This is a genomic window from Chroococcidiopsis sp. CCALA 051, from assembly GCF_003015105.1.
In the GTDB taxonomy this organism is placed as follows: domain Bacteria; phylum Cyanobacteriota; class Cyanobacteriia; order Cyanobacteriales; family Chroococcidiopsidaceae; genus Chroococcidiopsis; species Chroococcidiopsis thermalis.
On the sequence record NZ_PYCI01000018.1, the window covers coordinates 31,036 to 46,230 of the forward strand.

Consider the following 15,195-nt stretch of genomic DNA (forward strand, 5'->3'; position numbering starts at 1 on the left):
CTTACTCGCCACAATTGAGTCAGTCGAACTTTTCAATAGCAGTTTCTCTTGCAATTTATCGGTTTGGTGGTATTTTACTGACCTCGGTCTCGCTGAATTGTAGTCGGAAAGCCATTTTAATCTTCAAAGAAGATTTATAGCTTTAGTGCTGCACTGCAACTGCAAAGATTTCAGTCTTAGTACGGACACCTAATGATACGCCCTATTTGGTATAACTTAGGCGATATCATTATATATTCTTTTTTCGGCGTTGTCGTATAAAACCTGATACAATAGCAAAATATACCTATCTTTATTTGAAAGAATCAGTAAAACCCACTAGAGTAGGAGCAAACGCCAAAATTTGTACTGAGAAAAGTCAGTCAATTTTGTTTGCTAAATCAAATATTCTTTGTAACTATCCTTAATAAACTGTGATGAGATGGGGTCTCGTGCAAAAGAACTGATGGCTTTTCTGTTATTTTGCCAATTCTATTGACTTCTCTGATGCTGCACTAGTTGTCATCTGCGATCGCGACCGATCTCGGTTCTGGAAGAGGATGAACGAGAAAGGCATATTCGCGCACAATTTTGTTGCCGATGAGATGTTCTTGGATAATCCGTTCAATAACTTCGGGGGTTGCCTGACGATACCAAACCCCATCGGGATACACTACGAGAATTGGACCATTAGTACAGACGCGCAAGCAGTTAGCCTTCGTGCGAAAGATACAACTGGGGCGATCGCTCGTTGGTTTATCGAGTTTTAATTGTTTGAGGCGTTTTTTCAAGTAATCCCAAGATTCTAGGCTCGCTTCCTTAGAACAGCACTGCGGTAAAGTCTGGTCGGCACAAATAAAAACATGGCGTTGAATTTGCGGTAAACCTAAAGCCTGGACGCAAACAGCCAAAGCTTCATCATCTTTTGGTTTACAGGTTTCATCTTGGGGTGTCAGGTTGTCGGTCATTTGAGGAGTGAGGGAGAAAATCTCAGCTTCAGGGAATGAAACGGGTAAGTTACATAATTTACACGCATACACATTGCATTTTAAATTGTCTTGTTCCTCATTATCCCCTTGTCCTCCTTATCCTCCTTGTCCCCCTTGTCCCCCTTATCCCCTGACTCCCGACTCCCTAGTTCGGAAACCCGTACAATCGAATTTGTTGCCACGATCTCTATCTTTTGGCTAAATTAGCACTCAGGAGTTGAGAGTGCTAACAAGGCAAGGAATTTGTATGGCAGCAGTATCTTTAAGCGTTTCTACAGTTAAGCCACTAGGCGATCGCGTATTTGTCAAAGTCAGCGCCTCAGAAGAGAAAACCGCTGGCGGTTTGTACTTGCCCGACACTGCTAAGGAAAAACCCCAAGTTGGTGAAATCGTCGCCATTGGTCCTGGTAAGCGTAATGATGATGGTTCTCGCCAAGAATTAGAAGTTAAGGTTGGAGACAAAGTTCTTTACTCTAAGTACGCTGGCACAGACGTAAAGCTAGGTACAGATGAGTACGTGCTGTTGTCCGAGAAAGACATTTTAGCAGTTGTTAGCTAATCGGTAATGGGTAATAGGTGATGGAAGATTCACAACTACCAACTACCAACTACCAATTCACAAAATCTAAAATCCAAAATCTAAAATCCAAAATCGCAAGACAACTATGGCAAAGCGCATTATTTACAACGAAAACGCTCGTCGCGCCCTAGAACGGGGTATGGACATTCTAGCTGAAGCGGTAGCCGTTACGCTGGGTCCAAAGGGTCGTAACGTGGTGCTAGAGAAAAAGTTTGGCGCACCGCAGATCGTCAATGATGGCGTAACCATCGCTAAAGAAATTGAATTAGAAGATCACGTAGAAAACACTGGTGTATCTCTAATTCGCCAAGCTGCTTCCAAAACCAATGACGCTGCGGGTGATGGTACAACCACTGCAACCGTATTAGCTCACGCCATTGTTAAAGAAGGCTTGCGTAACGTTGCTGCGGGTGCAAATGCAATTTCCCTCAAGCGTGGGATTGATAAAGCGGCTAACTTCCTAGTCGAAAAGATTGCCGAACACGCTCGTCCTGTAGAAGATTCTAAAGCGATCGCTCAAGTCGGTTCGATCTCTGCTGGTAACGATGAAGAAGTTGGCAGCATGATCGCTGAAGCGATGGATAAGGTGGGTAAAGAAGGTGTCATCTCCCTAGAAGAAGGGAAGTCCATGACAACCGAACTAGAAATCACCGAAGGGATGCGCTTTGACAAAGGCTATATTTCTCCCTACTTCGCTACCGATCCCGAACGGATGGAAGCTGTTCTAGACGAACCTTTCATTTTGATTACCGACAAGAAAATTGCTTTGGTACAAGATTTAGTCCCCGTACTAGAGCAAGTTGCACGTTCTGGTCGTCCGCTGCTGATTTTGGCAGAAGATATTGAAAAAGAAGCGCTAGCAACCTTGGTAGTTAACCGTCTGCGTGGCGTACTCAACGTAGCTGCGGTCAAAGCGCCTGGGTTTGGCGATCGCCGCAAGGCTATGCTGGAAGATATCGCTATCCTCACTGGTGGTCAATTGATTACTGAAGATGCTGGTCTGAAGCTGGATAACACCAAGCTAGACATGCTCGGTAAAGCACGCCGGATCACCATTACCAAAGACAACACCACAATTGTCGCTGAAGGTAACGAACAAGCTGTTAAGGCTCGTTGCGAACAGATTCGCCGTCAAATGGACGAAACCGAATCTTCCTACGATAGAGAAAAGCTACAAGAGCGCTTAGCTAAACTAGCTGGTGGCGTTGCTGTGGTCAAAGTCGGTGCTGCAACTGAAACCGAAATGAAAGACCGCAAACTACGCCTGGAAGACGCGATTAACGCTACCAAAGCCGCCGTAGAAGAAGGTATCGTTCCTGGTGGTGGTACAACCTTGGCTCACTTAGCTCCTCAGTTGGAACAGTGGGCAAGTAGCAGCCTCAAGGGTGAAGAATTAATCGGTGCATCAATTGTAGCTCGCGCTCTAACTTCTCCATTGAAGCGGATTGCTGAAAACGCAGGTCAAAACGGTGCAGTCATCGCCGAGCGCGTCAAGGAAAAAGACTTCAATATCGGCTTCGACGCTGCTAAAAACGAGTACGTCGATATGTTTAGCGCTGGTATTGTTGACCCTGCTAAAGTGACTCGTTCCGCGCTGCAAAATGCTGCTTCTATCGCTGGTATGGTACTGACCACTGAGTGCATCGTGGTTGATAAGCCCGAACCAAAAGATGGCGCTCCTGCTGGTGCTGGCGCTGGTATGGGTGGCGGAGATTTCGATTACTAAAATCTGTTAGAGGTAGGCTACTGTTTACCTCAATTGTGAAGAATACAGCTGCTTCCCTTGGGGAGGTGGCTGTTTTTTATCAAGTCAAAAGTCAAAAGTTAAAAGTCAAAATACCGATCGCATTTGTATTTTACGTGCCACCTGTATCCATCTCTGTTGAAAATTCCTGCCATTTTCCAAAACAGAAGCTATTGACTATATCTATGGCTAGGCGACAGACAGGAAAATGTTAATTTAATCTCAAGTTAATCGAGCGAGAACGCAGAGAGATGCTACACCGCCAAACACCAACAGGAATAATTGCGATCGCACAACCAACACACGCTTGGATTGCAGGTTGTCTGGCGCAAGCTTGGGGAAATCAAGATTTTGGCACTTTCGCACCAAAAGCAGAAGTTTGTCTGGGTGCGGCGATACACGATATCGGTTGGGTTTTTTGGGAAAACGAACCTACTTTAAATCTCCAGACGGGTTATCCCCATAACTTTATGGAACTCCCTTCAGAAATCTCGGTCAAGATTTGGTCTGGTGTCAAGCATCTAACTTCGTCTTACGGTAGATATGCAGCGTTATTGGTTTCGCTCCACGGTACGGGATTATTTGAACGCTTCCGAAAATGGGAAAATTCACCTGAATCTACTCAGTTAGTAGAAGCATATTTGCAGCAAGAATATGCTTATCAAAAACAGCTCGTTAATTATTTACAGAATGACTCTTACTATGCAAATCATACAACTCCAGAAGTAATTCAACGCAATCGCAAATTAGTAGCAATTTGGGATTTATTATCACTTGCTTTATGTATGGGACTGCGAGAGGAAAGGCAATTTCATGATATTCCTACTGCATCTGGGGAAATGACTCTGACTCTGATTCCTGTAGATGATAATTTTGACAAAATTAAAGTTGAACCTTGGGCATTTGAACGAGATGAAGTAAAACTCAATTATGATGGGCGAGTTTTAAATGAAAAGTTTACCGATGAAACTCAAATGCGTCAGGCTTTGGCAAATGCAGAATGGGTAAATATGTCTACTGTTTTGATTCCAATGTAGAAACGTTATGTAGAGACGTTACATGTAACGTCTCTACATTGAATTGGAAATTATTCCCGAGCATTTCTCGTAATTTCAATTGAAATTCTGCCGCTAAAATCTGGTATGGGTGCGGCGGGTTTAGATAATTTTACTTTAACTTGTTCTATCCCCTTCACTGCTAAAATAGATTCCGCGATCGCTGTTGCTAGTTTTTCGACTAATGCAAACTTAGAAGTTTAAACTAAATGCTGACCTTTACTAATAATATTACGATAATCGATTGTTTCTTAAATAGCATCGCTCTTACCCGCCACTGATAGATCTAACCACAGCGTTACGTCAACCTCAAACCATTGTCCTAATACCTGTTCTTCTGGTAAATATCCCGTATAACCATAACAGCAAATTTTTTCTAGATGAATGCAGTCCATATAATTAGGGTAATTGGTAATTGGTATAATTTGTGTTAAATTAATTATATTTTACAGTGCAAAAGTATAACTTGAATTGGATGTAAAGGTACGAAACTATCAAATCGTTTGATTTGAGAACGACAAGAGTAACCAGTAGCTAAACAAAACTTTCTTTGTTCTACATCGGATGAAATTTGCCGTCTCCAGCTCATAGAATAAATTCCTTGAGATTCATTATAGTGTTCGGCTTCATGTCCGTAAATACCCGCCATGCCACAACAGCCTGTAGCAACTAAACTCAAAGGAATTTTTAACATTTGAAAGATCTGCTGCCATTGTTTTTGTGAGTTTAAAGCAATCGTTTTTTCGGTACAGTGACCGAATAAGTAATAACGATCTGATTCAGATATGCGATCGCCAATTTTTTGCTTTAATCTCTCCCGTTTATCCCACAAAAATTCTTGCAATAACTGCACTCGAAAGCTTGCTTTTAAACCTTTAATTTTGATATACTCATCTCGGTAGGTTAGGACAATACTAGGTTCAATTCCTACAAGGGGAATTTCTAGTTTTGCTAATTGATTTAAATAGTCAGTATTTTTTTGCGCGATCGCTTGAAATTTTTTTAAAAACCCTTTAACGTGCAATGGCTTTCCATTCACAAAAAAAGGTGGAACGTACACTATATAACCTAACTCGCGCAAGCAATCGTAAGTATCGAGAACTATTTGCGATTCGTAAAAGCTGGTAAAAGCGTCTTGCAATAAAATAACGCTGTTTTCTCGTTCTAACTGGCTAAGGGTAGATAATGTATCTAGATTAAAAACTGGTGCTTGTCTTTGTTTTAATCCTTGTCTGACAGTCAGCGCGCTGACTGCGGGTGGATCGATCATTCGCACGAATTTTTGAATTAACCAGCGCGTCACTAAGTTTTGAGTCAGAAAATTGAATAAAACAGGTGCGTGAGATTGCCAATTGGCGAGAGTTTCAATATTCCCAACGAAATAATCGCGCCAATGCCTCAGATAGCGGGTGTGGTAAAGTTCGAGAAATTGCGCTTTCAGACTGGGAATGTCTACATGAATCGGACATTGGCTAGCACAAGCTTTACAGGAAAGACAGCCGTGCATTCCGTTGTAAACTTCGTGCGAATAGTCATAACTTCCCCAGATCTTAGTTAAATTATTCCAGAACTTGAGGGTAAAATTTCCAGATTTTTCTATTTCTTCACTTTGAGTTAGAGCTATTTGTCGCAACCATTCTCTCATCAAACTGGCACGACCTTTAGGCGAGTGAATGCGATGGTCGCTTCGCGAACCGCCTGTGGCATCGCCTGTGATTTTGGCAGACGGACACATAACATCATCGGGATTGTAGTTAAAGCACGCGCCATTACCGTTACAGCTAAAAGCAACTTCGTATTGCGATCGCACCTCTTTTGCAACTTGGCGATCGAAATGTCCCCGTAAAGGTGCTTCGACTCGTACCACTTCGTTATAACTGGCGTTTGGTGCGACAATTTTGCCTGGATTTAAGCGATTTTCAGGATCGAAAGCTGCTTTGATTTTGCCTAAATCGGGATAGAGTTCGCCAAAAAAGGTAGGAGTATATTCGCTGCGAAATCCTTTGCCGTGTTCTCCCCACATTACGCCGCCATATTTTCTGACTAGCGCCACAACTTTGTCAGATAATTCTCTGATCAGGGCTTCATCTTGTGGTACTTTCAGATCTAGGGCTGGTCGAACGTGCATACAGCCCACGTCTACATGACCGTACATGGCATAATCGAGCTGATAGGCATTGAGTAAAGTTTGAAATTCACGAATATAATCAGCTAGGCACGCTGGCGGAACTGCGGTATCTTCTACAAAAGCAATCGGTTTGCGATCGCCTTTTGCATTTCCTAGTAATCCTACACCACGTTTACGCAATTCCCATAAACTAGCAGCTTCTATCTCATTCTTTGCCAAGTAATACCCTCTGCCTTTATCAAAACTCTGGCAAATCTGAGTAATTTTTTGTTCTAGTTCTGCTAAATCGTCGCTACTAAACTCAACTAGATTAATTGCATTTGCATCGCTAATAAAATCTTTGACTTTTTCGTATATTACATCTTGCCTTGCTAATCTTAAAATTTTCTCATCGATGGTTTCTATCGCTGCGGGTGCAAAAGATAATAAAGTCTCTGCGGCAAATAAAGCATCGTTAAAACAGTTATAGTGAATTGCTATTAATTTTTTATATTTAGGAATCGGAGTTAACTTTAATTTAGCTTCAGTAATAACAGCAAGCGTTCCTTCCGAACCTGCTAAAAGCCAATTCAGATTAAATGTTTTGTCTTGGGAAGAGTATACCTTTGCTAAATTATATCCCGTCATGAAACGAGGCATTTTGGGAAAATTTTGCTCGATGAGTTCTTGCTTTGTCGTGACAATTTCATTTACTTGGGTGTAAATCTGCCCAATTCTGGGTTGTTGCTTTAGTTGGGTTAATGTAGTAAGGTTAACAGAATGCGATCGCCCTACAGTACCATCTGGTAAAACCCAACTTAATTCTAAAATATGGTTACTGGTGCGTCCGTAAATTCGCGAACCTTGACCGCAAGCATCAGTATTAATCATACCTCCAATTGTCGCGCGGTTACTAGGAGATAAAGACGGGGCAAAAAACATTCCATAAGGCTTTAGTTCAGCATTCAATTTATCTAAAATTACCCCTGGTTGTACTCGTACCCATCCCTGTTCCAGATTGATTTCCAGAATCTGGTGCATGTAAGAACAATCAATAATAATTCCCGAGGAAAGCGATTGACCGTTAGTTCCCGTTCCTCCACCTCTGGGAGAGAATGTGACAGATTTAAATCGCTCTTGCTGTGCTAGTTGAAATAAATGCACTAAATCTATTTCAGTTTTAGGATAAACAACTGCTTGCGGTAAAATTTGATAAATACTATTATCAGTAGACATCATTAACCGACTAGCAAAATCGGGACGAATCCCTCCTGAAAACGGTGTTTTCGCCAGTGCCTCTAGGAAAAGTAGATATTCGGATTTGAGATTATCCTTGAGATTTAGCTTAGGAATCATAATTATACGCAATCTACTAATAAAGATTTTAAAAGAGTTGATGACAGCAATCGGTTAAATATTTACTAGAGATTATTTATACTGAAACTCATACATTGCTACCTCACTATTTTGCGATCGCTCTTTACTGATAACTGGTAACTGATAACTGATAACTGTTAATGGAGTTAATTCGCCTTTTTCTCAGCGCCTCTTGGCAAAGTATTACCCTAGCAGTGCTGACTGGATTGCTTGGCGGTGCAAGTAGTGCTGGAATGATTGCCTTAATTAACATATCTTTGCGCGAAACAAATCGTGTTAACCCATTTGTAGCACTTGGGTTTATCGCACTTTGCCTCATACTACTAATTTCAACCGCAGCATCTCAAGTCTACATTGCTCGTTTAGCAGAACGGATTATTTTCGATCTCCGACTGCATTTGACTCGCCAAATTTTGGCTTGTCCTTTACGACAGCTAGAAGAAATTGGCATACCACGACTGCTGGCGGCTTTAACGCAAGATATTGAGATAATCGCCAATGCATCTATTCCTATCGCCGCACTTTGTGCTAACATCGCGTTGCTACTGGGTTGCTTGTTGTATCTGAGTTGGCTGTCATTACCGCTATTTGGTTTAACAATGGTGCTAGTGCCATTAGCTATTCTCAGCAACCAATACTTAATTTATCGCGGCAGACATTTCTTAAAATTTGCTCGTGAAGAACAGGATAGGTTGTTTCAGCACTTCCGCACCGTAACTGAAGGAATTAAGGAACTAAAACTGCACCAGCAGCGAAGACAGGCTTTTTTAGTAGAAGACTTGCAAGCAACAGCCGTGCAGTCTAAGCATTATCGTATCACCGCAGCCAATTCATTTGCGATCGGTGGTAGTTGGGGATTAGTGGCGCTGTTCGTCTTGATTGGAGTATTTCTGTTCGTTGTACCATTGTTATTTGTGATTCCTAGTGCGGTGTTGTCTGGCTATGCTCTGACGCTAATTTTCATGGTGACACCCCTCCGTGGCTTACTCAACACGCTTCCCGAACTGCTACGAGCTAATATTGCATTAGAAAAAATTAATACGTTGGGACTTTCGTTAAATACACCAAGTACTGAGGTAGAAGAATCGCCAGTGGCGGTTCAAAATCCTGGTTGGCGATCGTTACGAATAACTGGAGTAACCCACGCCTATAAAGGAGAACGAGAAGACCACCACTTTACTCTAGGACCGCTCAGTTTGACTTTATCGCCTGGAGAACTAATATTTATCGTAGGTGGTAACGGTAGCGGTAAATCAACGCTCGTGAAGTTGTTGACTGGACTATACGCGCCTGAAACTGGAACTATAGAATTTGACGGTCAATCGATTACCGATGCTAATCAAGAGTGGTATCGCCAGCAATTTTCCGTCGTGTTTTCAGATTTCTATTTATTCGATCGCCTTTTGGGGTTAGATAATTTAAAGAGCGGCGATCGCGTAGCACAAGAATACCTCGAAAAATTACATCTTGATGGCAAAGTCAAGATAGATCGTGGCGTATTCTCCAGTACTGCACTTTCTCAAGGACAACGCAAACGTCTAGCACTCCTCACAGCATATTTGGAAGATCGGTCGATTTACGTCTTTGACGAATGGGCTTCCGACCAAGATCCGGCATTCAAAAAGATTTTCTATACCCAACTTTTACCAGAACTTAGAAATCAAGGCAATGCAGTTGTCGTAGTCAGCCACGACGAGCGCTATTTCGATTTAGCAGACCGGATCGTAAAATTAGATTACGGCAAGATCGAATATGACAAAAGTATGCATTGAATATGTGTTGCTAGTAGTTCGCGCACACGCCGATTTGCAATTTGTTGACAACTACCTCAATCTACTTGTGTCAACCCTAGATATTTTGTTAAATAAGGCGAAAACACCTCATAAATCAACGTCAAAGGCTTTCCATGATGCCAGAACAAGTAGTGACGACCCCAAAAGGGTCCCTGGTGTTGAAATCCTGCTTCTAACGCCTCTGAGTGACCGTAATAAACTCCTTGCACGTCCCGATACAACTCAGTCCGCAAACGCGCTAAACTAGCCCAAATTGGCAAAGAACGATTTTGTAAATATTCGTCTACGTGACTGGCTTCCCACCAAGATGCGGCATATGCCAAACGTTGACCCGATTGTTTGCGCAACCACACCTGTCGTCTCAATCTCGGTCCTGGGACAGCTTCGATGATACTGGGTGCATCATCTAAATCCATGCCAACTACTGACATATCAATCACGTCAACTTCCGTGGGTTCCCCAGTTAGCAATTGTAAATGGCGTGTAGGAGAACCATCACCTAACAAAAGTAACTGCCAAGCTGGAGCAAGACGAGTATGAGGCAAGCCTGGTTGTATAGTGTTCTCATCGCCTTCCCAAATGGGTGAGAGACGATGCCAAGACTTAGGTAGTACCTGCTTATCTGTAAAGTTATAAGTCGCAGTCAATTTGTTTACAAAAATTCATGACTTTCTTATTAATATAACAGGAGTCAGGAGCCAGGAGTCAGGAGTCAGAAGAAAGACTTGCAGGTACGAGCAATTGGAAGGGCTGAAGAGGATTTAACACTAACTACTCTTCACTGCTCCCTACTCCCAGCTCGTCCCTGCTCCCTGAAAAAATGCGGATGGCGAGACTCGAACTCGCAAGGCAAAGCCACACGCCCCTCAAACGTGCGCGTATACCAATTCCGCCACATCCGCGCTTGCAGATATATAATTTAGCATACTTGTGGAGCAAGACCAGCAAAGTTGAACAAAAAAGAGGCGATCGCTCGTGCCAAAATAATTACGAATTACGAATTACGAATTACGAATTCTGCCAACCCCTATGCTGATGATACCGACATCCTTTGCTGGAAGATGCGCTTTGACAAAATTCTGATTGCTAACCGAGGGGAAATCGCCCTGAGAATTCTCCGTACTTGTGAAGAAATGGGAATTGCGACGATCGCGGTACACTCAACCGTAGACCGCGACGCGCTCCACGTCCAATTAGCTGATGAAGCGGTTTGTATTGGCGAAGCTCCCAGTAGCAAAAGTTATCTCAACGTTCCTAGTATTATTGCCGCAGCTCTGACGCGCAACGCGACTGCCATCCATCCTGGTTATGGCTTTTTAGCGGAAAATGCGAAATTTGCGGAAATTTGTGCCGATCACCAGCTTGCCTTTATTGGACCAACCCCAGAAGCAATTCGAGCTATGGGCGATAAATCTACGGCAAAGGAAACGATGATCGCGGCAGGAGTCCCCACCATCCCTGGGAGTGATGGGTTAGTCAGAGACGAAAAAGAAGCGCGGGAGATCGCGCGTCAAATTGGCTACCCAGTCATGATTAAAGCCACTGCTGGCGGTGGTGGCAGGGGAATGCGTCTGGTTCGCAGCGATGAAGATTTAGGGCGATTATTTTTAGCGGCTCAAGGAGAAGCAGAAGCCGCCTTTGGCAACCCTGGTCTGTATGTCGAGAAATTTGTCGATCGCCCGCGCCATATTGAGTTTCAAATCTTAGCAGATAGCTACGGCAATGTCGTCCACTTGGGCGAACGGGACTGTTCGATCCAGCGCCGCCACCAAAAACTATTAGAAGAAGCTCCCAGCCCTGCCTTAACCCCCGAATTACGGGAGAAAATGGGAACAGCTGCGGTAATGGCGGCAAAGTCGATTAATTACATCGGTGCGGGGACGGTAGAGTTTCTCCTGTCGCAAACTGGAGAATTTTACTTCATGGAAATGAATACGCGGATTCAAGTCGAGCATCCCGTCACGGAAATGATTACAGGACTTGACTTAATTGCCGAACAAATCCGCGTTGCCCAAGGGGAAAGCCTGCAATTCACCCAAGAGCAGGTAAAGTTGCGGGGACACGCAATTGAATGTCGGATTAATGCTGAAGATCCAGACCGAGATTTTCGTCCCGCACCAGGACGGATCAGTGGCTATCTCGCTCCTGGAGGACCAGGAGTCAGGATGGATTCTCACGTTTACACCGATTATCGCATCCCGCCTTACTACGATTCTCTGATTGGTAAGCTGATCGTCTGGGGACCAGACCGTCCGACTGCAATTAGGCGAATGCGACGCGCCTTGCGGGAATTCGCCCTCACAGGCGTACCAACGACTATCGGCTTTCACCAACGGATTTTAGATACTCCAGAGTTTCTCAAGGCAGAGGTTTACACCAATTTTGTCGAGCAGGTGATGTTGAAGAAATAGATCGGTAGAGACGTTACATGTAACGTCTCTACATAAAATTTCAATGCATCAGCATCATCAGCAGTCCTTGCTGACCGAGCAGAATTTCTCGCAACAGGCTAAAAATTCCGACCCAGATGATGGGGGTAATATCCACACCGCCTATGGGTGGTACAAGTTTTCGCATCGGTACTAACAAGGGATCTGTTGGCATGGCAATTAAGTTGTATGGAAAACGCTTAAGGTCTATTTGGGGAAACCAAGTCAGCACGATGCGGAAGATAAATAGCAGAATCATTAAGCCGAGAAAGATCCCCAGCACCAAATTTGCGATCGCAGCAGTTGTCATATATGGTCATTGGTAATTGGTAATGGGTAATTGGTAGTTGGCAAGAGGTAAGAAGCAAATTTAGATGTCTAACTTACGACTTACGACTTACGACTTACGACTTACAACTTTACCCTGTCACTTAAATAGATTTTGCCACTAAAATCGAGGATTAGTGGTGGAGCAACTATTGTGGGTGGTGTGAGAAATGCGCCGTTCAGCCTCTTGGCAGCGTTTAGCGATTTACGGTTTGAGCGGTCCTGTTATTGCTCTGAATATTTGGTTATTGAGTCAAGCTTTTCAATATTTTCAGCATACGATCGCCGTATTGACGATCGCGGCTATTTTGGCTTTTCTACTCAATTACCCAGTCCGGTTTTTCGAGCGAGTTGGCTTTAGCCGCTCTCAGGCAGTCATTGTCGTTCTATTTTTGAGTTTAGTCTTGTTGGTGGCGATCGGTCTAACTCTAGTGCCATTGGTCTACGACCAAACAATCGAATTGATTCAAAGAATTCCCGATTGGTTAAATACAATTCAAACACAGTTGGGAAGACTAGATAGCTGGGCGCGGGTAAGAAAGCTACCTCTCGATCTGAGCGGTTTTAGCAATCGCGTTAACGATACGATTGAAAGACGCTTGCCATCTATACCAGAACAGGCGTTTGGAGTTGCCCTCGGGACGCTGTCGTGGTTAATCGAGACAATTTTAGTGGTGGTACTGGCATTTTACATGCTGCTCTACGGCGATCGCCTCTGGCGCGGTCTCATTAGCTTCCTACCACCAGAGATTGGACTTCCGTTTAGTGCTTCCTTGCGACTCAATTTTCAAAATTTCTTTCTGACTCAACTATTACTGGGGTTATTCATGTTTGCCGCTTTAACCCCAATTTTCGTAGTTCTCAACGTGCCATTTGCTCTATTGTTTGCCCTTTTAATTGGTGTAGCTGAACTCATCCCATTTATTGGCGCTAGCTTGGGCATTGGTACAGTTACGCTGTTAGTCATGGTGCAAAATTGGTTGCTGGGGTTGCAAGTTGCTTTGGCGGCAATTGTGTTGCAACAAATTAAAGATAACGTGCTAGCACCTAGATTGATGGGCAATTTTACGGGACTCAACCCAATTTGGATTTTTATCGCTATCTTGACTGGAGCTGAAATGGGTGGTTTTTTGGGTGCAATTGTAGCTGTTCCCCTAGCTGGTACGATTAAAAATACTATTGATGCAATTCGTAACCTGCGGCGTTCTACTGTAGCAGCTAAAATTACCATCACGCATGAGGATGCGGCTTCTACTGAAGGGAAAGACAATCTCAGTTTTTGATTTATATTAAGGTGGACAATACCCACCCTACTTTTATCATTCGCCCCAAACCTGGCACAAAACTGTTCGTTTACGAGCGCCGTCTAATTCAAAAAATAAAACTGATTGATAGGTTCCTAATCCAAGTTTTCCATCGACTATTGGAATAATTTCGTTATTATTAAGCATCATCGCCATTAAGTGCGAGTGAGCATTTATCGGCTCATCTTCAGGGATATTTTTTCTTAAGTGCAAGTCGTTATGCAAGTAGCGTTCTGATTCGGGAACTAATTTGCTCAAAAAAACTTTGATATCTTCTAGTAATCTTTCTTCGTCTTCATTAATTGCTAATGCGGTCGTAGTATGACGAGAAAAGATTAAAACTTGTCCGTTGCTAATTCCTGTATGAAAAACTATTTTCTCAATTGCTGGCGTAATATTGTGAATATTAATTCCTTGAGTGGTTTCGATTTCAATGAATTTATTAATGATTGGCACGGTAGTCGGTAAATGGTAATGGGTAATTGGTAGTTGGTCATGAGTGAATGGCTGGTGGCTGAATTCTTTTCTAATCACCAGCCACTAGCCACGAGTCACTGATAACTAATAACTGAAACTTAACCTGGACTTACTGACTTATTAATGATGCGATCGCTAAGCTTAGGAACAGTCTGCATTTCTCCTTTCCTCCTCGTAACTATGCAGAGAATAAGGATTTAGTCAAGATAATGAGTGTTTTTCGACAGTTTCGACTATCTGGAGCGATCGCCCCAGTCAAAACAATTCCAGTAAAAATCATTTTAGTCGCAACAATGTGTGTAAGCTGCTGGTATTCTACCCCAGCTAGAGCGCAACCAAGATCTTTGAATCTCGTCGTCAGTTCTGAGGGAATGCCTTCTTTTGCTCGTTTGATGCAGCAAGCCGAGTCACAGACTAGCAAGTTAATTCAGCAAGAGTTCGAGCGAAAACCCAAAGTTACAGAAATCACTGTAACGGTAGTAGGCGATCGCAATGGGCAACAAGTCCCTTTACTCCATACTAAAGTCTCGCGAGTCGATTGGCGATCGCAACCCGTGTTGAGTCACTGGACGAGATACTTCAGCAATTCCGCGCTTTTGTTAGGCTTTTCCTCATCGCCAAATGGAACTGCAACCGATAGTCAGCGTACTCCTGCGAATGTAAATACTGCGCGTAGGTTAAAAGAAGACGATCCCGCCTATCGCGATGACTGATGGCAATGAGAAATATACGTAATTCTGCAAATTTCAATTTTTTTATACACACCGATCTATCGTTGCGATCGCAGAGGTGGCGCGGAGAAAATTGTTTAAACAACAAAGTATATCCGATAGGCTCGCATTTAAACTACTAGCTGAATTGAGAAAATAGCCTTCAGCAAGCAAACTAAATTTTGCATATTGATGACTAGATACATTTGCTTACTGCGTTCTATATAAAGTTAACTATAGCAACCTAATGTAAAAAAATGACTCAGTATTAACCAGGCGATTAACTCACCTTAATGTTGCGGGATTATCGTAACAGAGGCAACA

The 15,195-nt window shown here is 43.1% G+C and carries 12 protein-coding genes, 1 tRNA gene and 1 pseudogene; 7 read left to right on the top strand and 7 right to left on the bottom strand.

Translation table 11 applies throughout. The features are described from left to right. Positions 1-494: 494 nt before the first annotated feature. Positions 495-947: a ferredoxin gene (locus tag C7Y66_RS06520; RefSeq protein WP_106544947.1), complete on the bottom strand. Its 453-nt coding sequence runs from the start codon at positions 945-947 to the stop codon at positions 495-497. Positions 948-1,215: 268 nt separating this feature from the next. On the opposite strand from C7Y66_RS06520, the gene groES reads away from it, so the two are divergent. The 3 genes from groES (at position 1,216) to C7Y66_RS06535 (ending at position 4,329) form a co-directional block, all read left to right on the top strand. Next, entirely contained in the window at positions 1,216-1,527 is a 312-nt protein-coding gene (gene groES / locus C7Y66_RS06525) for a co-chaperone GroES (RefSeq protein ID WP_039713348.1), read from the top strand. A 106-nt stretch (positions 1,528-1,633) separates the two neighbouring features. After that, positions 1,634-3,274, top strand: coding sequence for a chaperonin GroEL (gene groL, locus C7Y66_RS06530; RefSeq protein WP_015152680.1), 1,641 nt, complete (start codon positions 1,634-1,636; stop codon positions 3,272-3,274). 269 nt (positions 3,275-3,543) lie between these two features. Then, on the top strand, positions 3,544-4,329 hold the full coding sequence (locus C7Y66_RS06535) for a DUF3891 family protein (protein ID WP_106544948.1): 786 nt from the start codon (positions 3,544-3,546) through the stop codon (positions 4,327-4,329). A gap of 50 nt (positions 4,330-4,379) precedes the next feature. Here the strand turns inward: C7Y66_RS06535 and folB are convergent. Together folB and C7Y66_RS06545 are read right to left on the bottom strand one after the other, a co-directional pair. Further along, positions 4,380-4,742: pseudogene (folB, locus tag C7Y66_RS32310) on the bottom strand (dihydroneopterin aldolase). A 44-nt stretch (positions 4,743-4,786) separates the two neighbouring features. Continuing rightward, the gene (locus tag C7Y66_RS06545) at positions 4,787-7,810 is read right to left on the bottom strand and encodes an FAD-binding and (Fe-S)-binding domain-containing protein (protein ID WP_106544949.1); all 3,024 of its coding nucleotides are present in this window, start codon (positions 7,808-7,810) and stop codon (positions 4,787-4,789) included. A 161-nt stretch (positions 7,811-7,971) separates the two neighbouring features. On the opposite strand from C7Y66_RS06545, the gene C7Y66_RS06550 reads away from it, so the two are divergent. Continuing rightward, positions 7,972-9,603 carry a cyclic peptide export ABC transporter gene (locus C7Y66_RS06550; protein WP_106544950.1) on the top strand — a complete coding sequence of 544 codons (1,632 nt, stop codon included), beginning with the start codon at positions 7,972-7,974 and terminating at the stop codon, positions 9,601-9,603. Positions 9,604-9,659: 56 nt separating this feature from the next. Here the strand turns inward: C7Y66_RS06550 and C7Y66_RS06555 are convergent, their stop codons facing one another. Both C7Y66_RS06555 and C7Y66_RS06560 read right to left on the bottom strand, forming a co-directional pair. Further along, entirely contained in the window at positions 9,660-10,271 is a 612-nt protein-coding gene (locus tag C7Y66_RS06555; protein ID WP_106169138.1) for a chorismate lyase, read from the bottom strand. Between the two features lie 174 nt (positions 10,272-10,445). Then, a tRNA-Leu gene (locus tag C7Y66_RS06560) sits at positions 10,446-10,526 on the bottom strand. Positions 10,527-10,685: 159 nt separating this feature from the next. On the opposite strand from C7Y66_RS06560, the gene accC reads away from it, so the two are divergent. Continuing rightward, positions 10,686-12,035 (top strand): acetyl-CoA carboxylase biotin carboxylase subunit, encoded by a 1,350-nt coding sequence (gene accC, locus C7Y66_RS06565; protein WP_015152674.1) that lies wholly within the window; start codon positions 10,686-10,688, stop codon positions 12,033-12,035. 40 nt (positions 12,036-12,075) lie between these two features. On the opposite strand, the gene C7Y66_RS06570 is transcribed toward accC, so the two are convergent. Further along, a complete protein-coding gene (locus C7Y66_RS06570) occupies positions 12,076-12,363 on the bottom strand; it encodes a YggT family protein (protein WP_015152673.1) in 288 nt (95 codons plus the stop codon). 187 nt (positions 12,364-12,550) lie between these two features. On the opposite strand from C7Y66_RS06570, the gene C7Y66_RS06575 reads away from it, so the two are divergent. Then, positions 12,551-13,663 (top strand): AI-2E family transporter, encoded by a 1,113-nt coding sequence (locus tag C7Y66_RS06575; RefSeq protein ID WP_015152672.1) that lies wholly within the window; start codon positions 12,551-12,553, stop codon positions 13,661-13,663. A gap of 36 nt (positions 13,664-13,699) precedes the next feature. Here the strand turns inward: C7Y66_RS06575 and C7Y66_RS06580 are convergent, their stop codons facing one another. After that, entirely contained in the window at positions 13,700-14,140 is a 441-nt protein-coding gene (locus C7Y66_RS06580; protein WP_106544951.1) for a secondary thiamine-phosphate synthase enzyme YjbQ, read from the bottom strand. Positions 14,141-14,370: 230 nt separating this feature from the next. Between C7Y66_RS06580 and C7Y66_RS06585 the strand changes: the two genes are divergently transcribed. Next, complete coding sequence (locus tag C7Y66_RS06585) at positions 14,371-14,874, top strand: hypothetical protein (RefSeq protein ID WP_106544952.1); 504 nt, start codon at positions 14,371-14,373, stop codon at positions 14,872-14,874. Positions 14,875-15,195: the final 321 nt, after the last annotated feature.